Source organism: Jiella sonneratiae, from assembly GCF_017353515.1.
GTDB lineage: Bacteria > Pseudomonadota > Alphaproteobacteria > Rhizobiales > Rhizobiaceae > Jiella > Jiella sonneratiae.
In genome coordinates this window covers 288,648-312,068 of the sequence record NZ_JAFMPY010000004.1, presented here as the reverse complement: position 1 = coordinate 312,068, position 23,421 = coordinate 288,648, and the positions used below count along the sequence as shown (strand labels likewise).

The window sequence follows — 23,421 nt, the reverse complement described above, 5'->3', positions numbered from 1 at the left end:
AAGTCAAGGCGACGGAAGATTGGCTCCGATCCGACGGAGACACGCATCCGACATGCGCTCCGCCCTTAATAAGAACTGGAAAATTGGCTTTCAACGCGTCTGCGGCGATTTCGGAGCGCCCGGCGCCGGCAGCGTTACGATTCGGTTTGCCCGCCCTCGCCGGCAGGCCATCTGCGCGCCCGGTCGGCGCCGGCCCGCTGGTAGATCACGAAGCGCGTCGCGGCGCTGTCGCGCTCGCCACGCTGCGGCTCCTCGCGCAGCACCGGCTCGAAGACCGCGGGATCGATTTCCGGAAAGCGCGCATCGCCGCCCGGCATCGCCATCACCTCGGTGACGTAGAGGCGGTCGAGGTCCTCGAAGAACAGGCGGTAGATCTCCTCGCCGCCGGCAATCACGATTTCGTCCGAGCCGCGTGATCGGGCGCAGGCTTCGGCGAGCGCCAGCGCCTCCTCCTTGGATGCCGCCGCAAGCGCCCCCTCGAAGGGAAGCCCCGCGCCGCGGGTCAGGACGATGCTGTCGCGTCCGTCGAGCACGCGGCCGATCGAAACGAGGGTCTTGCGGCCCATGATCATCGGCTTGCCCATGGTGAGCCGGCGATAGCGCTTCAGGTCGCTCGGCACCTGCCAGGGCATCGCCCCTTCCCTGCCGATCACCCGGTTCTGCCCCATGGCGACCACCGCGACGAGCGGCAGCGCAGCGACGCGGCCCGTCATGCCGAGACCTTCGCGGCGATGTGCGGATGCGCCTCGTAGCCCTCGACGGCGATGTCCTCGAAGCGGAAGGCGAAGAGGTCGTCGATCGCCGGGTTCAGCCGCAGCCGCGGCAGGGGCAGCGCCTCGCGCGTCAGCTGCAGCCGGGCCTGGTCGAGATGGTCGTTGTAGAGATGCGCGTCGCCGAGGGTGTGGACGAAGTCGCCGGGCCGAAGCCCCGTCACCTGCGCCACCATCGCGGTCAGCAGCGCGTAGGAGGCGATGTTGAACGGCACGCCGAGGAAGACGTCGGCCGAGCGCTGGTAGAGCTGGCAGGACAGCCGGCCCTCCGCGACGTAGAACTGGAACAGGCAGTGGCAGGGCGGCAGCGCCATCTCGTCGACCAGCGCCGGATTCCAGGCCGAGACGATCAGCCGGCGCGAATCGGGGTTGCGGCGAATCGCCGAGACGACACCGGCGATCTGGTCGATGTGGCCGCCGTGATAGTCCGGCCAGGAGCGCCACTGCGCGCCGTAGACCGGACCGAGATCGCCCTTCTCGTCGGCCCACTCGTCCCAGATCCTGACGCCGTTCTCTTTCAGATAGGCGATGTTGGTGTCGCCCTTCAGGAACCACAGCAGCTCGTGGACAATCGAGCGGATATGCAGCTTCTTGGTGGTGACGAGCGGAAAGCCGGCGCTGAGATCGAAGCGCATCTGGTGGCCGAAGACCGAGCGGGTGCCGGTGCCGGTGCGGTCGCTCTTGTCGACGCCCTCGCTGAGGACGCGGTCGAGGAGATCGAGATACTGCCGCATGGCGTCGCTTCCGCGGGTGCTCGCAAGCCGGCGGGCAAGCCTCGCCGACGATGCGATCAGGGACTGTCGATCCGGCAAGAGATCGCCGGTGCTCCTCCAAACGAGATGGCGAAGTGCCTCGCGGGAGTCGAGAAGCGAGACCGGCGATCCACGATTTTTTCCGATTCACCATCGCAGCCGACGGTCGAGAGTCCCTGCGGCGCCCGGCTACGCGGCAGGTCACGCGGCGGGTCAGGCGGCGGATCCGGCGCGATCGCGGGCGGCGGATCGGCGCTTCGCGTCAACCCTGATGCGAGATCGGACCGCGACGATCGCCCGCTCCTCTTTTCACCGGGCGGCAACACCCTTATATTCCGCGTGCCGGGCATTCGTCCGGCTATGGCGATAAACGTTCGATGGAATAAGCCTTTCGGACCCGGGGGCGGTACCCGGCGCCTCCACCCGATGCCACGGCACGCGCCCTGGCATCCGGCGGGGGCGAAATAGGATCGACGAGGGTGTAAAGATCGAATTTTCGCTCGGAATGGTTCCGCCGTTATCGGGCCGTACAAATAGTTGCCAACGACAACTATGCGGAAGCTCGTCTCGCTGCGTAAGCAGCGCGAACGCTTCAATTCAAGTCCTGGGGGTTCGCACTTCTAGGCGGGGCTCGGAGGCGCCTGGCAACAGAAGCCTCCACTTTCGTGTTCCGGCTTCGCTCCGGCGCACGGCGCTCGTTTGAGGGCTTGCAAGGGGACTGAGGGGTCGGAACGCCGGAATGGGCCAGGATCTGATACGATACGACGTTCTCGCGCAGGAGGCGCTGAGGGGCGTCATCCGCAAGGTGCTCGGCGAGGTCGCCAAGACCGGCCTGCCGGGCGAGCATCACTTCTTCATCACCTTCCTCACCTCGGCCCCGGGCGTCAGGATCTCCTCGCGGCTGCGCGAGAAGTATCCCGAGCTGATGACGATCGTCATCCAGCACCAGTTCTGGGATCTGCAGGTGACCGAGACCTCCTTTGAGGTCGGGCTTTCCTTCTCCGACATTCCCGAGCGGCTGCTCGTGCCGTACAGCGCCATCCGCGGCTTCTACGACCCGGCGGTGAACTTCGAGCTCGAATTCGACGTCCAGAGCGCCGCCGGCACCGCCCGCCCGGACAGCGAGGAGCCTGCCCCCGCGCCGGTGCCGCTCGCCAAGCCGGGAACGCCCGCACCCGCCGCCCGCAAGGGCAAGGACGCGCAGAAGCCGGAGAAGACCAAGGCCGACAAGGCCGAGAGCGGCGCCGAGGCCAGCGAGGGCGAGCGCAAGGACGCCGAGGTCGTCTCCCTCGACGCGTTCCGCAAGAAGACCTGAGGCAGATCCCCGATGGGCGACCTCGTCAATCTCCGCCGCGTCCGCAAGGAACGCGCACGCCGCGAGAAGGCCGGGATCGCCGCCGAAAACCGCGAGCGGCACGGCCGCAGCAAGGCGGACCGCACCCGCACCGATACCGAACGGGCGCGCGAAGACGCCGTCCTCGACGGCGCACGCATCGACCGGTCCCGCCCCGACGGGGCTTGAGCCCTTCGGCATGGCGGTCGTCAAGCGCTCGGTCTCGATCAGCGGCCATCAGACGTCGATTAGCGTCGAGGAACGCTTCTGGCAGTGCCTGCGCCGGATCGCGGCGCGCGAGCGCCTTCCCCTCGCCCGGCTGATCGCCCGCATCGACGCCGCCCGCGACCCGGCGGACAATCTCTCCTCCGCCGTCCGGCTGCACGTCCTCGAAGACGCGCTGGCGCGCGCCGGCGACGATCCCGCTTCTTCGCCGGATCCGGATGAGCCGCCGTCAGGCCCCGCCGGCCCCCTCGCCTGAGCCGAACTCCCGGATCGCGGGCCGATCGCCTTGCCCGGCCCCGCATGCAGGCGACCGGACGATCGTGGAGCAACGCCTTCGGCTCAAAAGTCCAGCGGATTGGTGACGCCCGGCAGGGATTCGAAGGTCGACTTCTTGTTGCTGGTCTCGGGCAGAGGCCGGTCGAAGATCAGCGCCGGCGGCACGTTGCGGCTGCTTCTGTCGGCGCCGGCGGCCTGGTCCGGCTTTGCCGGCGCCTCGCGCCGCGGCGACGCGTCCGCCGCATTGGCCGCGGGCTTGGCGGCCGCGTCGCGGGCCGCCTGTTCCTCCGCCGCCTTGCGCCGCGCCGCCTCCTCCTCGCGGGCCCGCGCCTCTTCCTCGGCGGCCTTGCGGCGCGCCTCCTCCTCCTTGACGGCATTCTCGGCCACCGTCTGGCGCCAGCGGTAGAAGCGCCCCTCGCGGCGCAGCCGCAGCTTCTCCTCGAGGCTTTCCTGCATCGCTTCGACGCGTGCCTGCTCGCGCTCCAGCGCCCTGACGGAGAGGTAGTTGGCGAGCGGCGCCGCATCGAGGGCGAGTTTCGGATCGGCGAGCGAGCCGGAGAGCGCGTAGCCGACGGTCGGCTCGGCGCCCTCGACCCGGTCGATCCCCGGCGCGATCGCCAGCGTCAGGCCGCCCTCGAGGGCGAGATCCGCAAGATCGAGGCTGGCGTCGAGAGTGAGCCGGCTGCCGTCGCCGGGGATCTCGAGCGGCGCGAAACGCAGCGTCCCGCCGGTGACGGAAAATTCTGCCGACGCCTTGGGGACGGCGAAGGCCTGGCCCTCGCTCAGCCTGCGGAACGCCTGGGCGGTCTCGGCCTGCGGCTTGAAGTCCTGCGCGTCGGCGGCCGCGAGCAGCGGCTTCAGGACCGTCTCCGGAATGCCCGGAAGCTTCGCCCCCACAACCGTCACGTCGCCGGCGCCCGACAGGGCCGAGATGAGCGCCTGATAGGACTGGCCGCTCGAATCGAGCCGGATCGCGCCGTCGAGACGGGCCGGCCCGTCGCCGCCGGCAAGGGCCGGAAAGAAGCGCGTGAGGTCGACGGCATCGGCCTCGGCCGCCAGCGAGAAGCCGGCGAGGCCGCCGGCATTGCGCAGGACGAGGCTGCCGGTCGCATCGGCATCGCCGAGCTTCGCCGTGATGGTCTTCAGCGCGGCCGAGGTCGGCGACAGTTCGAGGTCGCCGGCCGCCTTGGAGAGCGCCAGGCCGCCGCCGAGGTCGAGGCGATCGGCCGAAATCGCCACCGCAGCGTCGAGCGGCGGCAGCAGGCTCGCGCCGAAGGCCTGCGACGACCACGCGACGCCTCCGGCCGGCGCGATCGGGGACCGGCCGTAGACGAGATTGGCGAGCCAGGGCAGCGACAGCTCCGAGAAAGCGAGCTTGCCGGCGACCGGCTTGTCCTGCGGGCGATCGAGATCGCCGGAGACGGTGACGCCCACGATCTGCCCGTTGAGCTTGGCGATGCGCAGGGCGCCCTCGTCGTAGACGATGCCGGCATTCGCCTCGACGGGCACGTCGTCGAAGGACTGGCCGAGATCGACGGCGAAGGTGCGCAGCCAGGGCGAAAGATCTTCGCTGTTGAGATAGAAGGAGAGGTCGGCGCCGTCGATCCCGCCGGGGGTGACGTCGAGATTGCCGTCGAGGCTGACCTCCGTGCCCGGCGCGCGCAGCGTCGCGCTGGTGACGGCGGGCCCCGTCTCGCCGGCCGAGACCGACAGCTCCAGTTCCAGCGGCGCGGGCGGCGCCGCGTCGACCGCGGCGACGCCGAGCTGGCCGAGGAGGATCGTCGGCCTGTCGTTCTCGAGCCTGAGGTCGAGGCCGAAGCGGCCGCTGTCGACAGCGGCGTAGATGCCGTTCTCGACCGCCGATTCGAGGTCGATGCGGGTGCCGTCGGCGGTGCCGTCGAGCCGCAGCAGCAGCGTCGGCTTCTTGCCGGGGGCGCCCTCGATCGCCTCGACCTCGCCGGAGAGCTTCAGCGGCGCCAGCGTCGCGGCGCGGCGCGCCAGCACCTCGATCAGCGGAATGCCGGGCTTGACGCGTTCGAGGAAGCCGAAGAAGCGCTGCGGTTCGGAAGATTCGAGCGCGACGTCGAGCTTGCCCTTGGCGTCGCCGCCGGCAAGGTCGGTGAGGCTGCCGGACGAGGTGAGCTTCGCCCCGGCGAGCCCGTCGACGACGAGATGGTCCACCTTGAGCGAATCGCCGTCGAGGCTGAGATCGGCGTCGACGCTATCGGCCTTCGCGTCGGCGAAGGTAACCGGCCCGGCCTTCAGCGAAAGATCGAATCGGTCGGCATCGGCGAGCGAGCGGTCGCGGCCGGTGAACAGCCGCGACAGCGACAGGACCGCGTCGAGATCGACGTTGCCGCCGGAAAGCCGCGCGGTCAGCCTGGTCTTGCCGTCGTCTTCCTGCCGGGCGACGCGGCCGGTGATCGTGTCGCCGCCGACGTCGATTTCGAGCCCTTCGAACACCTGGCGCGTCGGCGTCAGGGTGGCGCGGGCCGCGAAGCCGGCGCGCGACAGGCTCCGCACCGCCGGATCGACGTTGCCGGTGAGCCAGTCGGAAAAGCCGGAGGGCTGCTTCGAGGCGACGAGAAGGTCGCCGACGAAGCTGAAGCCCTCGTCGACGCCGACGTCGCCGGTCGCCTCGATGCGCGTGCGCCCCGGCACTTCGGCGGCGAAACTGTCGAGCTTCCAGCCTTCCGCACGCGGTTCGGCGACGAAGGCGACGTCGCGGATCGTCGTGTCGCCCGCAGTCACCACCGGCAGCGACACCTCGACCGAGCCGTCGATGGCCGGCCGCGGCACCTTGGCGAGGACGGCCCGCATCGCCTCGACGCGGCGGGAAAGGCTCTGCGACGGCGCCTCACCCTGCTGCGTGCCGGGTCCCGCCGTCGTCTCGGCAGCCCCCTGCCCGGCCTCTCCGGCGGAAGTGCCGCCTGCCTCGGGCGCCGGCACGCCGATCGCGTCGACATTCACCTGTTCGCCCTCGAGCTTCAGGGAAAAGCGCGGGGCGTCGCCATAGTCGAGCGTGCCGGTGCCGGTCAGGATGTAGGGCTGCGGGCCGCCGCCGGCCGCGACCCGCAGGTCGCTGACTTTCGCCTCGTCGGCCGAGAGCGTGATCGCGCCGGTGGCGCGGATCGGCGGCACCGCGGGCTCCTCCGCATCCGGGCCGCCGCCCCCGGCCGCCGGGGGCGCTTCGAACGGCGCGGGAAGCGCGCCCGAGGCGTCCGCCTGCCGCGGCATCGGCCGCACCAGGCTGAGGCTGCCGGTGAACCCCGGCACCGCGCCGGTCGCCGTCGCCTTGCCGTCGAGCACGATCTCGCCGTCGATGTCGGCATTGCTGGCGGTGACCCGGAGCGGCATCGCGCCGTCGTCGAGGGGGATGCCGGTCGACAGGTTGAAATTCACCGCCTTGCCGTCGACGACGAAGGAGCCGGAGCCGTCGACCGGCCCGGCCAGCGAACCGGCGGAGAGGCTGGCATTCAGGCTTTTCAGCGTCTCGGTGCGGCCGTGCCCCTCGTCCTCGACGATCACCGTGCCGTCGTTGACGGCGACGTTCTGCAGGACGACCCTGGCGCCGGAGGGAATCTTCGGATCGCCCGCCACCCATTGCACGGTGCCGTTGCTGCGCAGCGGCAGCCGGATCGTCGGCTGGTCGAGGGTCATCGAGTAGATCAGGATCTCGCCGGAGAGATAGGGGGCGAGCTCGGCGTCCATGCGGAACCGGCCGATCTTCATCAGCGACGAGCCGTCGTCGTCCTCGACCTCGACGTCATCGAAGGTGACCGAGGGAAACGGCAGCAGGCGGGCGGACGCCGCGCCCTTGACGCTCACCTTTCGGCCGAGGATGTTCGAGGCCTCGCGCTCGAAATCCGCCCGGTAGGCCGTCCAGTCGATGAAATAGGGCGCGACCAGCGCCGCCAGGAGCACCAGCACGAGCAGTCCACCGAGGACGACGAATGCTCTGACCAGCTTCGTTTCTCCCTATCGACCTACGCCTCGCCGCCCGCGCGGCCGGATCCGCGGCGGAAACGCCCCGCTCGCGCGCCGGCGGCCCCGCCTACCGCCCGTCCGGCTTCGCGACGGCCCGCAGAGCCGGCCCCGCGCCCACTTCCCGGCCGAGGGCTCCGCAACGACCCCGGGCAGGATAGGCCAGAACAGACCCGGAATGTCGATAGGCAAATGTTGCGTTACAACATGAAGATTTTGCCAGGGTTCATGATTCCCTTGGGGTCGAGGGCGCGCTTGATCATCCGCATGAAGTCGACGGTGTCGCCGAGCTCGGCTTCGAGATAGCCGCGCTTGCCCTGGCCGACTCCGTGTTCGCCGGTGCAGGTGCCGTCCATCGCCACGGCTCTGGCCGCGAGCCGCGCCATGAACGCCTCGGCGGCGTCGATCTCGCGGCTGTCCTCCATGTCGAGCAGCAGCGTGACGTGGAAGTTGCCGTCGCCGACATGGCCGATGATCGGGCCGACGAGGCGGTTGTCGCGAAGGTCGGCCTGGGTCTCGTCGATGCAGTCGGCGAGCCGCGACACCGGCACGCAGACGTCGGTGGCGATCCCCCGGCAGCCGGGCCTGAGAGCGATCGAGGCCCAGTACATGTCGTGGCGCGCCTTCCACAGGCGCGAGCGCTCCTCGGGCCGGCTGGAGGCCTCGAGGGCGCCGCCGCCGTGCTCGGCGGCGATCATGCCGAAGGTCTCGGCCTGCTCGGCGACGGAGGCGGGCGAGCCGTGGAACTCGACGAACAGCGAGGGCTGCGGCTTCAGGTCGAGCTTCGCATAGGCGTTCGCCGCCTGCATGGACTGCGCGTCGAGAAGCTCGATCCGCGCCACGGGAATGCCGGTCTGCACGGTCTGGATGACCGTGTCGACCGCATCGCGCACGCTCGGGAACGGACAGACGCCGGAAAGAATGCGTTCGGGAATGCCGTAGAGCCTGAGGTCGAGGCGGGTGATGATGCCGAGCGTGCCTTCCGAGCCGACGAGAAGCCGCGTCAGGTCGTAGCCGGCGGAGGTCTTCTTGGCGCGGCGCGCCGTGCGGATGATCCGCCCGTCGGCCATCACCGCGGTGAGCGCGATGACGTTGTCGCGCATCGTGCCGTAGCGCACGGCGTTGGTGCCCGAGGCCCTGGTCGCGGCCATGCCGCCGAGGCTGGCATTGGCGCCGGGATCGATCGGAAAGAACAGGCCGGTGTCGCGCAGATGCGCGTTGAGCGACTCGCGCGTCACCCCGGCTTCGACGGTGCAGTCGAGATCCTCCGGATGCACGGCGAGCACCTTGTCCATCCGCGACAGGTCGAGCGAGATGCCGCCCTGCGGGGCGTTGAGATGGCCTTCGAGCGAGGAGCCGGTTCCGAAGGCGACGATCGGCGTCTCGGTCTCGGCGCAGATCCGCACGGTCTTCTGCACCTCCGCCTCGCTCTCGGCGAAGACGACTGCGTCGGGCGCCTGGTTCGGAATGTAGGTGGTGGTGTGGGCGTGGGCGCGGCGGACGTCCTCGCCGGTGACGAGACGCTCGCCGAACGCCTCCCGCAGGCTGACGACGGCCGCCGCGACGCCCGGCCGCTTCGGCGCCTTCTCGGCCAGAATGTCCTTCAGCGCCATCGCGCCCTCTCCCTCGCCATTCATCGTCCCGCCGGCCGGGACGCTTCTCCGGTCCGACGGACGGAAGCCGGCCGGCCGGCCTCGATCTCGCGCCGACCATGACTCCGGCCGGACAGAAAGATCAATGCCTTGCCGGCGCGTCGGCGGGACGCCCCCCGGCTCTCCCCAAGGCTGTGGGCCAGGACGGCAGGCCAGGGCGGCGGGTCGTCCTGCCGCGTCGACGCGGTTGACACTTGTCAATCCGGCGCGAAACGTGCCCTTCGGCGCCGTGCACAAGCCGCGAGGACGAAGCGACCCCGATGACCGAAGCCCTGCCCGCCCCTTTCCGGTCCCGCGCGCTTGCCGTCGAGCCGCAATGGATCGACTATAACGGCCACCTCAACCTCGCCTATTACCACGTCCTCTTCGACCGTGGCGTCGACGAGCTGTTCGACGCGATCGGCCTCGGCGAGAGCTACCGCGCCCGCACCGGCTTCACCACCTACACGGCCGAGACCCACGCGCGCTACCTGAAGGAGGTGCCGCGGGGCTCCTTCGTCGTCGTGTCGAGCCTGATCGTCGGCCTCGACGAAAAGCGCCTGCACGTCTTCCAAGAAATGCGCCACCTCGACGGCTGGCTCGCCGCGACGCTCGAAAGCCTCAGCCTCTCGGTCGACCAGCGCGGCGACGCGCCGAAGGTCGCGCCGTTTCCGGCAAAGACGGTCGAAACAGTCAGGGCCGGCTTCGCGGCGCATGAAGGCCTGCCGCGCCCCGCCGATCTTCACCGGGCGATCCGGCCGCTCGGCTGAGCCCGTCGCGGCGCGGATGCATTCCCGTCGGCGGCGCTCGCCGGCGTCATACGGTTTCCGGCAGATCGCTTCGTGATGCCGGAAACAAAGACGCTCATTCCGCGCGGGCTTGATACGAGCCCCGCTCCGATCGAGCCGATCTCGTATCAGGCGGCCTTGGCGGCGTCGCGGCGCTCCTTCGGTCCGGTTTCACGCAGCTGTCGGGCGAGTTCGGAAAGGGCGGCCTCGGCACCCCCGGTCCTCGCCTGGGCGCCCTGGGCCCCGATGCCGAGTTCGGCGAGCACCGACAGGGTGATCGCCTGTTCGAGCAGGCGCGCATCCTTGGCGAGGCAGTAGATCATCACGTGGAACTGCAGCTTGCCGATGTCGCTGGTGGCGACGCTGACCTCGGTCTCCGGCCCGGCCGTCTCGAAACCGGCCTTGCGCGCGGCGAACTGATGGAAGCGGGAGGCCAGCTCGCGATCGGGCGCCAGGGCCTTCTGCGCCGCCGCCTCGATCGCCGCGATGACGCGTCCCGGCAGATGCGCCTGTTCGAGGGTCAGGGTGAAGCGGTGCGGCGCGTAGTGGCGCGGCTGCGCCTCGACCTTGACGGCGCCGGTGAGCAGCACCGAATTCGGCAGCATCACCGTCCGCCCGGTTCCCGACGCCCCGAGATTGCGCGACGGCAGCTCGGTGATCGTCGTCGAGAACAGGCCGTGGTCGATCACCTCGCCATGAATGCCGCCGATCTCGATGCGGTCGCCGACCTTGAAGAGATGGCCGCCGAACCTCAGCATCGAGCCCGCCGCGCACATGATCAGCTCCTTGGTCGCGACGACGAAGGCGACGAGCACCGCCGTCAGCGACAGCATCATGTCCTGGATCTCGGACAGCCAGATCGCCAAGAGTCCGATCGCCAGGAGGACGTTGCAGAGCGCCCGGAGCTTGAACCGGTGCCGCCGCACCAGCACCGGGTCCGACCGGCGCCCGATCAGGGCGTCGCCGATCATCCGGCAGGCGAACAGCGCGACGATCATGACGAGCGTGACGGTCAGGTTGTCGGCGATCCGCGAGGGAATGAAGAAATGCATCGGCCACGGCTCCCGCCGCCGCACGCCGGGAAACGGAGCGTTTCCACGGGGCGGCCGGCTACGCAAAGGTCGGTCAGGTTCTCTCGCTTATCGGGCCGATACGGTTAAGCGGAGCTTTACCGATTGTGGTCATTTCGAGGTGATTTGCGGGCTTCCTCGGCAGGGTGCGCCGGCAGGGCCGCCCCGCGACCGCCGGGCGGCCGGACATCGACGGCGGTCCCCGCGGGCCACGGTCCGCGGCCCCGCCCCGGCCTTTGTTGCAAAGCCTCCCGCCAGACTCTAATCCGTCGGCGTCAGAGCATCACTCACGACGGATCGGGACGCGACAAAATGGCATCGAAGAAGCTCCTCCTGCTGCCGGGCGACGGCATCGGCGCCGAGATCATGGTCGAGGTGGAAAAGCAGATCGCGATCCTCAACCGGCACGCCGCCGCCGGTTTCGAGACCGAGACGGCGCTGGTCGGCGGCTGCGCCTACGACGCCGAGGGTGCGCCGGTCTCAGATGCGACCATGGCGCTGGCGCAGGCGGCCGACGCGGTGCTGCTCGGCGCCGTCGGCGGCCCGAAATGGGCCGGCGTCGCCTACGAGATGCGGCCCGAGGCGGGGCTGCTGCGGCTGCGCAAGGAGATGCAGCTCTTCGCCAATCTCAGGCCGGCGATCTGCTATCCGGCGCTCGCCGACGCCTCCTCGCTGAAGCGCGAGATCGTCGAGGGGCTCGACATCCTGATCGTGCGCGAGCTCACCGGCGGCGTCTATTTCGGCGAGCCGAAGGAGATCGTCGACCTCGGAAACGGCCAGAAGCGGGCGATCGACACGCAGGTCTACGACACCTACGAGATCGAGCGCATCGCCCGGACCGCCTTCGATCTCGCCCGCACCCGGCGCGGCAAGGTGACGTCGATGGAAAAGCGCAACGTGATGAAGTCGGGCCTCTACTGGAACGAGGTCGTCACCCGCATCCACCGGGACGAATATCCCGACCTGACCCTCGAGCACGAACTCGCCGATGCCGGCGGCATGAAGCTGGTCAAGGCGCCGAAGCAGTTCGACGTGATCGTGACGGACAACCTCTTCGGCGACATGCTGTCCGACATCGCGGCGATGCTGACCGGCTCGCTCGGCATGCTGCCCTCGGCCTCGCTCGGCGCCGCGGATGCGAAAACCGGAAAACGCAAGGCGCTCTACGAGCCGGTGCACGGCTCGGCGCCGGACATCGCCGGCACGGGCAAGGCCAATCCCCTCGCGATGATCGCCTCGCTCGCCATGGGCCTGCGCTATTCCTTCGAGATGATCCGCGAAGCCGACGCGCTGGAAGCCGCCGTCGCCGAGACGCTGGAGGCCGGCATCCGCACCGGCGACGTCATGGCGCCGGGCTGCACCGAAGTCGGCACGGGCGAGATGGGCGATCAGGTGGCGGAACGGTTCCGGGCGAAACTCGAAGGCTGACGGGTGGCCGGCGGCAACTGAATCGGGAGGACGGCGATGGACTATCTTTCGGCCCTGGAAACGCTGCACGCGGTGCTGCGTCCGGCGTCCTACGTCGAGATCGGCTGCAGGCAGGGCCGCAGCCTCGCCCTCGCCCGGTGTCCGTCGGTGGCGATCGACCCGGACTTCGAGATCATCGCTGAACTTCGCGCCCCGACCCGCATCTTCCGCAAGACCAGCGACGACTTCTTCGCCAAGCAGGATCTCGAGGCGCTGCTCGGCGGCAAGGTCGACCTCGCCTTCGTCGACGGGATGCACAAGGCCGAATTCGCGCTGCGGGACATCCTCAATCTCGAAGAACACGCCCGCCAGGCGAGCGTCGTCGTGGTCGACGACGTCCTGCCGCAGGAGATGGAGTGGACCACCCGCGAGAGGCTGACCAAGGCCTGGACGGGCGACGTCTACAAGGTCGTGCCGTTTCTGCGGAAACATCGGCCGGACCTGACCGTCCGGGTCTTCGACGTCGCCATGAAGGGCATGGCGGTCATCACCGGCTTCGACCCGGGCAACCGCACCCTGCAGAAGAACCTCGCCGAGCACGAGGCCGCACTTGCCGGAAGCGACTTCGCGTTTTCCGACATCGACACGCTGCGCCGGACGATCGCGCCCGAGCCGACGGCGCAATTCGCCGGTTTCGTCCGGGACCTGCGCCGGCAGCGCGGCGATCCGGCACCGGCCCGTCCCCGCGCCGACGCCGACCTCTATCTCGACCTTTTGAAACGCAGCCTGCTCAACGAGATCTATCTCGACGACGAGATGCGGCTTCTTTACCTGCGCGACTGCATCGACGGCGCCGACCGCTTCGACTATGCCGTCCTGCACGACATCCGCGACAGGCGGAGCGACGGCTTCGCCGCGCTGGCCGCCAGCCGGCGGGTCGGGCGTTTTCCCGACCGCAAGATCGGCAAGTCCGGCTTCAGCCACACGATGATGGGTCGCCTCAGGCTGGACAGCCTGCATGAGTGCCTCGACGACCTCAACGGCCGCCGCATTCCCGGCGATCTCGTCGAATGCGGCGTCTGGCGCGGCGGCGGCTGCATTCTGATGGCCGGCTGGCTGAAGGCACGCGGCATCTCGGATCGCGGGCTGGTTGTCGCGGACAGCTTCGAGGGCCTGCCGCCGCCGGTGCACGAGAAGGACCGCGGCCTCGATCTCAGCAAGGAGAAGTTTCCCCAGCTCGCCGTCTCGCTCGAAACGGTGCGCGCCAACTTCGCCGCCTACGGCCTTCTCGACGACGACCGGCAACACTTCCTGAAGGGCTGGTTCCGCGATACGCTTAAGGATGCTCCGTCGGATCGGATCGCGGTTCTGCGGATGGACGGCGACCTCTACGAATCGACCATGGACACGCTCGTCGCCCTCTACGATCGCGTTTCCCCCGGAGGTGTCGTCATCGTCGACGACTACGGTGCGCTGGCGATGTGCCGGCAGGCAATCGACGACTTCTTCGAGGCACGCAAGGAGAGCGTGCCGGCGATGACCAGGATCGACTGGACCGGCGCCTATTTCACCAAGCCGTTCTGAGGGCCTTCGCCGATGCGTTCCTTCACCACAGCGTTCACGCAGCCGATGCTGAAGGCCTATCAGGCCGGGGTGATGGGCTACCGCTACAAGGGCGTCCGCTGCCTGAAGAGCCCGGTCGACATCGCGATCTACATGCGGCTCCTCTGGGATCTCCGGCCGCGGACGATCATCGAGATCGGCAGCCATTCGGGCGGCGGGGCGCTGCTGCTCGCCGACCTCGGCCGGATGCTGGGCCTCGACGCGGCCGTGGTGTCGATCGACCTGAAGAGGCCGGACGGCGTCGACGATCCGCGCATCAAATTCCTCGAAGGCGACGTCATGGCCCTCGATCCGGTGCTGGAAGAGGCGGCGGCGGCCGACGGCCTGCCCCACCCGTGGTTCGTGACCGAGGATTCGGCCCACAGCTACCAGGGCTGCATGGCGGCGCTCGACGTCTTTGCGAGGCTGATGGAAAAGGGCGACGTCCTCGCCATGGAGGACGGCGTCCTCGCCGATCTCGGCCTGTCGGAAAAATACGACGGCGGCCCGAACCGCGCGATCGCGGAATTTTTCGTCGCCCGCCCGGACGTCTTCGAACTCGCCGAGGATTTGTGTGATATGTTCGGCCCGAACGCAACCTACAATCCCAACGGATATCTGAGGAGGCTGTGATCGCCCCCCCGCTGTCGATCGTCGTCGTCTTCCACGACATGCAGCGCGAAGCGGCGCGCACGCTCTATTCGCTCAGCGCCGCCCATCAGAACGGGGCGGGCGTTGGCGACTACGGGGTGATCGCGGTCGACAACGCGTCGGCGCAGCCTCTCGATGCGCGGTTCGTCGCCGGCTTCGGTCCGAATTTCCGGCTGATCCGCCACGAGACGACCTCCGCTTCGCCGGTGGCGGCGGTCAATCTCGGCGTGGGGTCGGCCGAAAGCAGTGCCGTCGCGATCATCGTCGACGGGGCGCGCATGGCGAGCCCCGGCCTCGTCTTCAGAAGCCTGCAGGCGCTGGCATTGGCCGACCTCGCCCTCGTCTATGCACGCAGCTGGCATCTCGGGCCCGACGTCCAGAACAAGAGCTGCCAGGCTGGCTACGACCAGGCGGAGGAAGACCGGCTGCTGGCGGCGGCGGGATGGGAGGAGGACGGTTACGCCCTGTTCTCGATATCGACCCTCGCCCAGTCCTCGGCCGGCGGGTTCCTGGGCCCGATACCGCCCGAATTCAGCTGGGTGGCATTGCCGCACCGGTTGTTCGACGATCTCGGCGGCTTCGACGAGCGCTTTCAGGCCCCGGGCGGCGGGCTGGTCAACCAGGATTTCCGCAATCGCGCCGTCTCGCGGGCCGGGGTGACGCCGATCGAGATCATCGGCGAAGGCGTCTTCCATCAGGTCCATGGCGGGGTCGCGACGAACGTCCCGCTGGAACGCCACCCCATCCGCTCGTTCAAGGCGGAGTACCGCGCGATCACCGGCGAGGAGTTTCGGCCCGCACCGGCCGGGGCGCCGCTGTTCTTCGGCTCGCTGTCTCCGGCAGCCCGCAGCTTCCTTTCCTGACGGCACCGCCTGCCCGTCTGCAACGAGGCGTCGCTTCGCTCCTTTGCCTGCGGCGGCGCCTTTCGGTGCATGTCGGCACCGAAGCATGCGCGACGCGCACATGACCTGTTGCGGTTCCGGCGGCCGGGCGCTCGTCGCGCCCCTGCCTCACGCTCCGCTCGCGACCTCCGGCGGCCCCCTCAACGCATGTTCGTCGCGGTAGGGATCCGGCGTGTTGATGTCGGTCTCCCGCTCCGTCTCGTACCACTGGTCGGCGCGGTAGAGGACGAGCTTGTCGCGTCCGAGGCCCCTCAGCAGCGAATACATCATCGTCAGAAGCACGAAGGCGAAGGGGAAGCCGGCGACGACGGCCGCCGCCTGCAGCGCCTTCAGCCCGCCGGCGACGAGCAGCATCGCCGCGATCGCGCCTTCGGTGACGGCCCAGAACAGGCGCTGGATCTTCGGCGGATCGGAGTGGCCGCCGGCCGTCAGCATGTCGATGACGAAGCTGGCACTGTCCGAGGAGGTGACGAACCAGACGACGATCATCACGATGATGATGCCGCCGATCACCGGCGTCGCCGGGAAGAACTCGATCAGCTTGAAGATCGCCTGGCCGTAGCTCTCCTTGGTGGCCTCGATCAGCCCGGGATTGCCGTCCAGTTCGAGCTTGATCGCCGTGCCGCCGAAGGCGGTGAACCAGAAGAACAGGATCGTCGTCGGGATCAGCAGGACGCCGAGCAGGAACTCGCGGATCGTCCGGCCGCGCGAGATTCTGGCGATGAAGATGCCGACGAAGGGCGACCAGGAGATCCACCAGGCCCAATAGAACAGCGTCCAGTCCACCTGCCAGTCCGTGCCGGAATAGGATTCCACCCAGAAGCTCCAGTGGACGAGCCCTTCGAGATAGTTGCCGACGTTCTCGATGAAGCTGTCGAAGATGAACAGCGTCGGCCCGACGATGACGAAGAAGGTCAGAAGCGCAAAGCTCAGATAGATGTTGAAGTTGGAGATGCGCTTGATGCCGCCGTCGAGGCCGAGCATCACCGAGGTGGTCGCGAAGGCGGTGATGATCGCGATCAGCACCAGCTGGACGAAGATGTTGTCGGGAATGCCGAGAAACGTCTCGAGGCCGGAATTGATCTGCATGACGCCGAGCCCGAGCGAGGTGACGACGCCGAACATCGTCCCGAACACGGCGAGGATGTCGACCGCGTGCCCCCACGGCCCGTAGATCCGCTCGCCGATGATCGGATAGAGCACCGACCGGATCGAGAGTGGCAGGCCCTGGCGATAGTGGAAATAGGCCAGCGACAGCGCGACGATGCAGTAGATGCCCCAGCCGTGCAGCCCCCAGTCGAAGAAGGCGAGCACCATCGCCTGCTTGGCCGCCTCGACGCTTTCCGGCTCGCCGACCGGCGGGGAGAAGAAATGATAGAGCGGCTCGGCCACCGCCCAGTAGAGCAGGCCGATGCCGATGCCGGCCGAAAACAGCATGGCGATCCACGACATCAGGCCATATTGCGGCGTCTCCGTCTGGGCGCCGAGCCGGATGTCGCCGTAGCGGGAGAAGGCGAGATAGACGGTCAGGATCAGCGAGAGATTGGTCACGAGGATCAGGAACCAGCCGAAATAGTCGGCGATCCCCTTCTGCGCGCCCTGGAACACCGTGTCCGCCGTCTCTGGAAAACCGGCCCCGAAGACCAGAAATCCGATGATGAGAATGGCCGAGATCAGGAAGACCGGGCGGCATACGTGAGGAAACGGGCCGAGCGGGCCGGTTTCGACTCGAGTTCCATCGTCGCTGACATTGGCCAAATCTTCGACATCCCTCTGGCTGATGAACTTTCCAAAAGTTAACTGAGCCAGCTATCGTATGCGTCAAGGAAATAATCTCGGCGGGCAGGGAGGTCGGCGCGCCGCCACGCTGAACCCGGCCGGATTTTCGTCGAGATGCCATCGGCTTGGCGACAATCCGGATTCGAAACGGGGGAGCCGTTTTCGATGCCTCGCGATCTGAAATCGGGCGGCCGCGCCAAAGCTGCCGCGCCATGGCAACCCGGAACGGTGGATCGGCGTTGTCGTGCCATCGATGAGACGCAACGGAGGTCGCGATGATCAGGAGCATCCTGAAGGCATTGTTCGTCGGCTGGGTGGCCAAGAAGTTCCTCGAACGGGAACAGGAGCCCAGCCGGCCCACGCCGCAGCAGCCGCGCCGCGCCTGAACGGCAGCGGACAGACGACAAAAGGGTGGCCGGCCGAAAGGCTCGCCGCCCTTTTTCTTGTCCGTTTCCGATCAAGTCGCGCTGCATCGTCCGCCGGCGCGAAGCGATCGACCCGGACCATCGGATCGGGTCGGGGACGGGTCCGGCCTTCGCCTGCCAGACGTCGGATCGTCAGAGCCCGACGAGGTGGCGCTCTTCCTGCGGACAGCTCGGCTCGCTCTCGACATACCAGCCGCGGGCCGTCCAGTTGCGCCCGGCGAGAATGTCGGCGGTCGGAACGCCCGGCCCCGAGGTCTCGTCGACGGCGTAGAAGTCGAAGCAGTTCTCGCCGCGCCGCGCGACGAGGAAGCAGCCGCCGGTGATGCCCTGGTCGCGGTAGAAGGTGCAGAAGCGGCCGTTCATCACGCTCCAGTCCCCCGCCCACAGGCCGATCCGGTCGCGATAGGAGAGCGTTCCGTCGCTGGCATAGGCTTCCGACCAGGGCGTCGCATCGGCATAGACGCCTTCGAGGTCGCGCCCGGAAAACGCCGCCGTCAGGGCCGGGTCGGCGAGAACCGCGGCGGAGGCGGAACCGGTTTCGCCTGTCGCTTCCGTGGCAAAGACCGGCGCGCGGGCACCGACGAGCGACAGAGAAAGAGCGAGAGACAGGGCGGAAAGCGCCGAAACGGCGGCGCGTGAGCGCCGCGGCCGCGCGGCGAAACCGTCCCTGCGTCGCATCGACTTCCTCCCGATCGTCCTCGCCCGCGTCCCGCCGAGACACCTTGCCGCTTCCGGCGGCGGCATGCCAGTGGAAACCGCAAGCCGGGCGTATCGCCCAATGCCGCCGATCGCTCCGCCGCCGCCGGCAAATCCGCTCCCGACCGCGGGCACGGGCTTGCCATCGCCGCCGTCCCGTTGTATGCGCCGCATCGTCAAGGCCCGGTTTTTCAGCTGGGGGCTGAACGGAAGGCTGCCGGTTTGCCGGTGTCATGGCGCATGAACGTCGCCTGCTTCCCGTGTCTCCGCTCTCGACCGCTCTCGATACCGCCTTTCCGATCGGCCGCCGCGGCGGCCTTGCCGGGAAGTCGCAGAGGCTTAGCCGCTGGATCGGGCCCAATTGGAAGAAAGGCGTATCGCGAATGGCTCTCTACGAGCACGTGTTCCTCTCGCGCCAGGACATTTCGAACCAGCAGGTCGACCAGCTGGTGGAAACGTTCCGGGGCATTCTGGAAAACAACGGCGGCAAGGTTCTCAAGGTCGAGAACTGGGGGCTGAAGACCCTCGCCTACCGCATCAAGAAGAACCGCAAGGCGTATTACACGCTGCTCAACATCGACGCGCCCTCGACGGCGGTCGACGAGCTGGAGCGGCTCATGCGCTTCAACGAGGACGTCCTGCGCTACATGACGATCCGCGTCGAGCAGCACGAGGACGGGCCGTCGGCGATGATGCAGAAGCGCGACGACCGTCCGCGCCGGGGTGGTGACCGTGGCGATCGCGGTGAGCGGGGGGATCGCGGCGACCGCGGCCCGCGCCGCGACCGGGACCGCGACGACGATCGCCCCCGCCGCAACCGTGACCACGATTCGGAGTAAGCGCACATGGTCGACATCGCCCAGCTTCCCACCCGCCGGCCGTTCCACCGCCGCCGCAAGTCCGATCCGTTCTCCGGCGCCGAGTCGCCGAAGATCGACTACAAGGACATCCGGCTGCTGCAGCGCTACATCTCCGAGCGCGGCAAGATCGTGCCGTCGCGCATCACCGCCGTGTCGCAGAAGAACCAGCGCGCCCTCGCCCGGGCGATCAAGCGCGCCCGCTTCCTCGGTCTGCTGCCCTACGTGATCAAGTAAGGCGCCGCGCCGGGCTTTCCGGCGCCTCACCCGCGGCGGCGCGCATCGGCGCGGCCCGCGGGCGGACCGATCGGAGCAGGCTGCGCGCGGGCGACCGCGCGTGGCATATAAAAGACAAGACCGATGAAAGACCACGATCGCGGCGGCAGGGCCCGCCGGCGATCGAGTTGGGGCCGCTTCCGGCCTCTAACTGCGAGATGCGCAGGACAGCGACCAGGCGATGACCCCTTCGAAGCTTCTCATAGCCGCCGCGGCGGGCGCAGCCAGCGCGCTTCTGTTTCTCGGGCTCGTCCTGCAGTCGGGCTCGGCCGTCTCGCTGGCGCTCGCAGCGCCGATCCCGGTGTTCATCGTCAGCCTCGGCTGGGGCAGTCTCGCCGGCTTCATCGCGGCGATCGTCTCGGCCGTCCTCGTCTCGACCCTGTCCGGCATCGTTTCCGGCGGCCTGCTGGTCTTCGTCGCGATGACCCTGCCGGCCGCGATCGCCGGCCACATGGCCGGCCTCGCGCGGCCCGCGGCGGAGGGTGAGATTTTGCCGCCGCGACCCGGCGTCAAAGTCGCGGATGGCGGCCGGCCCGCGCTCTTGTGGTTCCCGGTCGAGCGCATCCTCTTCGCCATCGCGCTGATGGCCGCCCTCGCCTGCATCGGCCTCGGCTGGTATCTCGGCTACGACGTCGAGGCGCTGAAGCCGGAGATCGTCGACGCCCTGCGCCAGAGCGGCAATGCCGGCCAGATGAGCGACGGCGATCTCGACGCCGTGGCGACGCTGCTTCTGTCGCTGGTGCCGCTGGTCCAGCCGGCCGTGCTGACGCTGGTGCTCTCGGTCGGCCTCTATCTCGCCGCCTGGATCACCCGCATTTCCGACCGCCTGCCGCGCCCGAAGGACGACCTGCCGACGGCCCTGCATCTGCCGCCGCTCGCCCTCGTCGTGTTCGGCGCGGCGCTCGCCGCGAGCTTTTTCCCCGGAACCGTCGAGCACCTCGCCCTCGCGGTCTGCGGTGCCTTCGGCATGGCCTTCACCTTCGTCGGGCTGGCGCAGTTTCACGCCCGCACGCGCGGGCGCTCCAATCGCGGTCTGCTGCTCTTCGCCACCTATGCCGCGATCGCCATCCTTTCCTTTCCGATGTTCCTCTTCACCATTTTCGGCGTCTACGACACGGTGAAGCGGATGCGCTCGCCGCCCCGGCGATGATCCCGGCCCGGCCCGCGGCGCCCCCTCGATCCAGCAACCAGAAACAAGGAATCAGACCATGCAAGTGATCCTGCTCGAACGCATCGCCAGGCTCGGCCAGATGGGCGAAACCGTCCGCGTCCGCGACGGCTATGCGCGCAACTACCTGCTGCCGACCGGGCGCGCGCTGCGCGCCAACGAGGCCAACCGCGCCCGCTTCGAGGCCCAGAAGGCCCAGCTCGTCCAGCGCAACGAGGAGCGCAAGACCGAGGCCCGCGGCGTTGCCGAGACGCTCGACGGCCGGATCTTCGTCGTCGTCCGCTCGGCCGGCGAGACCGGCCAGCTCTACGGCTCCGTCTCGACCCGCGACATCGCCGAGATCCTCGCCGCCGAGGACTTCAAGATCGGGCGCAACCAGGTCGAGCTCAATCAGCCGATCAAGTCGATCGGCATCCACGCCGTCGAGATCAGCCTGCATCCGGAAGTGTCGGTGGAGGTGAAGCTGAACGTCGCCCGTTCGCCGGACGAGGCCGAGCGCCAGGCGCGCGGCGAGGACCTCACCTCGGCCGACGCAATCTACGGTGCCGACGAGCCCGACTACGCCCAGGAGGAGGAGATCCTCGACGAGGAAGCCGAGGCGGAAGGCGAAGATGAACAGCCGGCTTCGTGAAAACAGCGCATCGATGTCGTTTTGATGTCGAAAATGGGGGCCCCGTCGCGGCGGGGCTCTTTTCATATGCGTTTGTGTCCTTAAGATTCTCGATGCAAAGTTTGAACGAGCAACCAGTACCCGACGGCATTGTCCAGCCGCCGCGGTCTCTGGAGCCTCGGGCGACCATCTGAATGCACTCCGCGGGGACACGGGGGATGGCACGGCCGAGCCGGGAGGGGCCGGGCCGTCCTTCTCGGCTCGACGGTGCGGGTTTCTCGCAACGGGCACCCGGACCGATCAAGGTTCTCAAGGCTTTCCGCTGCTCGCCCGGCGCTCCGACGGCTGTTGCCAGGAGATCGGCGCCATGAACCGCATTCTGAAATACTATGTCGACACCCTCATCCAGACCGGCGACTTCACCATCATCGATGCCGACGGCGTGCGCCACAACTGGGGCGACCACACGGGAACGCCCGTCGCGATCCGCTTCAATTCCCGAAAGGCCGAAAGAGCGGTCGCGCTCAATCCCAGTCTGAAGTTCGGCGAAATCTTCATGAACGGCGAAGCGGACGTCCTCGAAGGGAGCGTCTACGACGTCCTCGCGGTGATATTCCGCAACGCCGGCAACTACGCGACCAGCCGGCGCTGGATGCGTGCCATCGAAAAGATGCGCCACGTCGCCCGCCGGATCGTGCAGTACAACACGCCGACCCGCGCGCGCTCCAACGTCAAGCATCACTACGACCTGTCCGGCGCGCTCTACGACCTGTTCCTCGACGAGGACCGGCAGTATTCCTGCGCCTATTTCGAGCGCCCCGACGCGACGCTCGAGGAGGCGCAGCTCGCCAAGAAGCGCCACATCGCCGCCAAGCTGCATGTCGACCGCGAGGATATGCGCGTCCTCGACATCGGCTGCGGCTGGGGCGGCATGGGGCTCTATCTCGCCCGCAATCTCGGCGCCGACGTCGTCGGCGTGACGCTGTCCGACGAGCAGCTGGCGATCGCCCGGCAGCGGGCCGCCGAGGCCGGCCTCGCCGAACGGACCGACTTCCGCCTGCAGGACTACCGCAGGACGGAGGGGCCGTTCGACAGGATCGTCTCGGTCGGCATGTTCGAGCATGTCGGCGTCGGCTTCTACGACGCCTTCTTCGCCCATTGCGCCGAGATCCTGAAGGAGGACGGCGTGATGCTGCTCCACACGATCGGCCGCTACGATCCGCCCGGCAACACCAACTCCTTCATCCAGAAATACATCTTTCCCGGCGGCTACATCCCTTCGCTGTCCGAGGTCATGGCCGCCGCCGAGCGCAGCGGCCTGATCATCAGCGACGTCGAGATCCTCAGGACGCATTATGCCGAGACGCTGAAGCACTGGCGGGAGCGCTTCCTGTCCCGGCGCGACGAGGCGAAGGCGCTCTACGACGAGCGCTTCTGCCGGATGTGGGAGTTCTATCTCGCCGCCTCCGAGACCGCCTTCCGCTGGCAGAACCTCGTCGTGTTCCAGCTGCAGTTCGTCAAGCGGCTCGACGCCCTGCCGATCGTCCGCGGCTATATGGGCGCCGAAGAAGAGCGGCTGCGCACCCTCGACCAGCGCGCCTGCCGCGCCGTCGCCGGCCGGAAGGAGCCCGCGGCGGCGGAACTCGCCGGGCGCGAGGCGGCGGAATAGGCCGCGAGGCTGCCGGCGCGTCCGCAAGGCCGGACGCCGAAACGAGGAAGGCCAGCGGCGAGGTCTCGCCGCTGGCCTTTGGTCTGTTCGGTGCCGGGCCGGAACGCGCCCCTCGGCAAGGCGCCCGCCGGCCATGCGATTGAAAGGGCAGCCCTCGGAAAGCCGCCCTCCTGCGTCACGTCAGCCGAACAGTTCCAGTTCGCCGTCGTCGTCGACATCGTCGTTGGCGGCCGCCACATCGTCGATGTCGGCCTTGTGGAGGCGCCGCTTCAGCTCGGCCAGCCGGATCGTGTTCAGCGCCGGCCCGATGGTGATCGACCAGCCGTCGACGGTCTCGTCGCCGACGGCGGAGACGAAGGCAGACAGGTTGTCGAGCACCTGGGTCGTGTGGTCGATCCGCTGGACGGCCCGGATGTAGTCCGGATCGTGCGACAGATGCTCGTGGCAGACCAGGTGGTGCATTTCCTCGGTCGTGACGGCGAGAGCCCGCAATTCCTCGGCCAGGATCTGCAGCAGGCTGGAGAGGGGAAGGGTCGTCATCGGAGCTCTC

The 23,421-nt window shown here is 68.4% G+C and carries 21 protein-coding genes and 1 other RNA gene; 14 read left to right on the top strand and 8 right to left on the bottom strand.

Annotation, left to right across the window (positions count from 1 at the left end; all coding sequences use genetic code 11):
* Positions 1-134: 134 nt before the first annotated feature.
* Both J1C47_RS05485 and J1C47_RS05480 read right to left on the bottom strand, forming a co-directional pair.
* Positions 135-713 (bottom strand): dihydrofolate reductase, encoded by a 579-nt coding sequence (locus tag J1C47_RS05485; RefSeq protein WP_207349705.1) that lies wholly within the window; start codon positions 711-713, stop codon positions 135-137.
* Entirely contained in the window at positions 710-1,504 is a 795-nt protein-coding gene (locus J1C47_RS05480; protein ID WP_207349704.1) for a thymidylate synthase, read from the bottom strand. The genes J1C47_RS05485 and J1C47_RS05480 overlap by 4 nt, the downstream gene beginning before the upstream one ends.
* Before the next feature lie 320 nt (positions 1,505-1,824).
* Here J1C47_RS05480 and ssrA point away from each other — a divergent pair.
* The 4 genes from ssrA to J1C47_RS05460 all read left to right on the top strand — a co-directional run bounded on the left by ssrA (position 1,825) and on the right by J1C47_RS05460 (position 3,336).
* Positions 1,825-2,184: a transfer-messenger RNA gene (gene ssrA, locus J1C47_RS05475) on the top strand.
* Positions 2,185-2,261: 77 nt separating this feature from the next.
* Complete coding sequence (locus J1C47_RS05470) at positions 2,262-2,837, top strand: SspB family protein (RefSeq protein WP_207349703.1); 576 nt, start codon at positions 2,262-2,264, stop codon at positions 2,835-2,837.
* Positions 2,838-2,849: 12 nt separating this feature from the next.
* Entirely contained in the window at positions 2,850-3,044 is a 195-nt protein-coding gene (locus J1C47_RS05465) for a DUF4169 family protein (RefSeq protein WP_207349702.1), read from the top strand.
* Positions 3,045-3,054: 10 nt separating this feature from the next.
* A complete protein-coding gene (locus J1C47_RS05460; RefSeq protein ID WP_207349701.1) occupies positions 3,055-3,336 on the top strand; it encodes a ribbon-helix-helix domain-containing protein in 282 nt (93 codons plus the stop codon).
* Between the two features lie 83 nt (positions 3,337-3,419).
* Here the strand turns inward: J1C47_RS05460 and J1C47_RS05455 are convergent, their stop codons facing one another.
* Together J1C47_RS05455 and J1C47_RS05450 are read right to left on the bottom strand one after the other, a co-directional pair.
* Entirely contained in the window at positions 3,420-7,322 is a 3,903-nt protein-coding gene (locus J1C47_RS05455) for an AsmA family protein (protein WP_281065476.1), read from the bottom strand.
* A 218-nt stretch (positions 7,323-7,540) separates the two neighbouring features.
* Positions 7,541-8,953, bottom strand: a complete 1,413-nt coding sequence (locus J1C47_RS05450; RefSeq protein ID WP_207349806.1) for an FAD-binding oxidoreductase — start codon at positions 8,951-8,953, stop codon at positions 7,541-7,543.
* A gap of 299 nt (positions 8,954-9,252) precedes the next feature.
* Here J1C47_RS05450 and J1C47_RS05445 point away from each other — a divergent pair, with 299 nt between their 5' ends.
* Positions 9,253-9,741, top strand: coding sequence for a thioesterase family protein (locus tag J1C47_RS05445; RefSeq protein WP_207349699.1), 489 nt, complete (start codon positions 9,253-9,255; stop codon positions 9,739-9,741).
* Positions 9,742-9,887: 146 nt separating this feature from the next.
* On the opposite strand, the gene J1C47_RS05440 is transcribed toward J1C47_RS05445, so the two are convergent.
* A complete protein-coding gene (locus J1C47_RS05440; protein WP_207349698.1) occupies positions 9,888-10,811 on the bottom strand; it encodes a mechanosensitive ion channel family protein in 924 nt (307 codons plus the stop codon).
* Between the two features lie 330 nt (positions 10,812-11,141).
* Between J1C47_RS05440 and leuB the strand changes: the two genes are divergently transcribed.
* Genes leuB through J1C47_RS05420 form a run of 4 tightly spaced genes read left to right on the top strand, consistent with a single transcriptional unit; the run spans position 11,142 to position 15,352 of the window.
* A complete protein-coding gene (gene leuB / locus J1C47_RS05435) occupies positions 11,142-12,257 on the top strand; it encodes a 3-isopropylmalate dehydrogenase (protein ID WP_207349697.1) in 1,116 nt (371 codons plus the stop codon).
* 36 nt (positions 12,258-12,293) lie between these two features.
* Positions 12,294-13,820, top strand: coding sequence for a class I SAM-dependent methyltransferase (locus J1C47_RS05430; RefSeq protein ID WP_207349696.1), 1,527 nt, complete (start codon positions 12,294-12,296; stop codon positions 13,818-13,820).
* Positions 13,821-13,832: 12 nt separating this feature from the next.
* Entirely contained in the window at positions 13,833-14,471 is a 639-nt protein-coding gene (locus tag J1C47_RS05425) for a CmcI family methyltransferase (protein ID WP_207349695.1), read from the top strand.
* A complete protein-coding gene (locus J1C47_RS05420) occupies positions 14,468-15,352 on the top strand; it encodes a glycosyltransferase family 2 protein (RefSeq protein ID WP_207349694.1) in 885 nt (294 codons plus the stop codon). Before J1C47_RS05425 ends, J1C47_RS05420 begins: the two co-directional genes overlap by 4 nt.
* A gap of 147 nt (positions 15,353-15,499) precedes the next feature.
* Here the strand turns inward: J1C47_RS05420 and J1C47_RS05415 are convergent, their stop codons facing one another.
* Complete coding sequence (locus tag J1C47_RS05415) at positions 15,500-17,149, bottom strand: BCCT family transporter (RefSeq protein WP_207349693.1); 1,650 nt, start codon at positions 17,147-17,149, stop codon at positions 15,500-15,502.
* Between the two features lie 578 nt (positions 17,150-17,727).
* On the bottom strand, positions 17,728-18,273 hold the full coding sequence (locus J1C47_RS05410; protein WP_207349692.1) for a hypothetical protein: 546 nt from the start codon (positions 18,271-18,273) through the stop codon (positions 17,728-17,730).
* A 401-nt stretch (positions 18,274-18,674) separates the two neighbouring features.
* On the opposite strand from J1C47_RS05410, the gene rpsF reads away from it, so the two are divergent.
* The 5 genes from rpsF (at position 18,675) to J1C47_RS05385 (ending at position 22,871) form a co-directional block, all read left to right on the top strand.
* Positions 18,675-19,130: a 30S ribosomal protein S6 gene (gene rpsF, locus J1C47_RS05405; RefSeq protein WP_207349691.1), complete on the top strand. Its 456-nt coding sequence runs from the start codon at positions 18,675-18,677 to the stop codon at positions 19,128-19,130.
* 6 nt (positions 19,131-19,136) lie between these two features.
* Positions 19,137-19,385, top strand: coding sequence for a 30S ribosomal protein S18 (gene rpsR, locus J1C47_RS05400; protein ID WP_207349690.1), 249 nt, complete (start codon positions 19,137-19,139; stop codon positions 19,383-19,385).
* Between the two features lie 220 nt (positions 19,386-19,605).
* Complete coding sequence (locus J1C47_RS05395; RefSeq protein WP_207349689.1) at positions 19,606-20,574, top strand: hypothetical protein; 969 nt, start codon at positions 19,606-19,608, stop codon at positions 20,572-20,574.
* A gap of 58 nt (positions 20,575-20,632) precedes the next feature.
* Positions 20,633-21,223, top strand: a complete 591-nt coding sequence (gene rplI, locus J1C47_RS05390) for a 50S ribosomal protein L9 (RefSeq protein ID WP_207349688.1) — start codon at positions 20,633-20,635, stop codon at positions 21,221-21,223.
* Between the two features lie 346 nt (positions 21,224-21,569).
* Positions 21,570-22,871 (top strand): cyclopropane fatty acid synthase, encoded by a 1,302-nt coding sequence (locus tag J1C47_RS05385; protein ID WP_207349687.1) that lies wholly within the window; start codon positions 21,570-21,572, stop codon positions 22,869-22,871.
* 180 nt (positions 22,872-23,051) lie between these two features.
* Here J1C47_RS05385 and J1C47_RS05380 read toward each other — a convergent pair whose 3' ends face one another.
* On the bottom strand, positions 23,052-23,411 hold the full coding sequence (locus J1C47_RS05380; RefSeq protein WP_207349686.1) for a hypothetical protein: 360 nt from the start codon (positions 23,409-23,411) through the stop codon (positions 23,052-23,054).
* Positions 23,412-23,421: the final 10 nt, after the last annotated feature.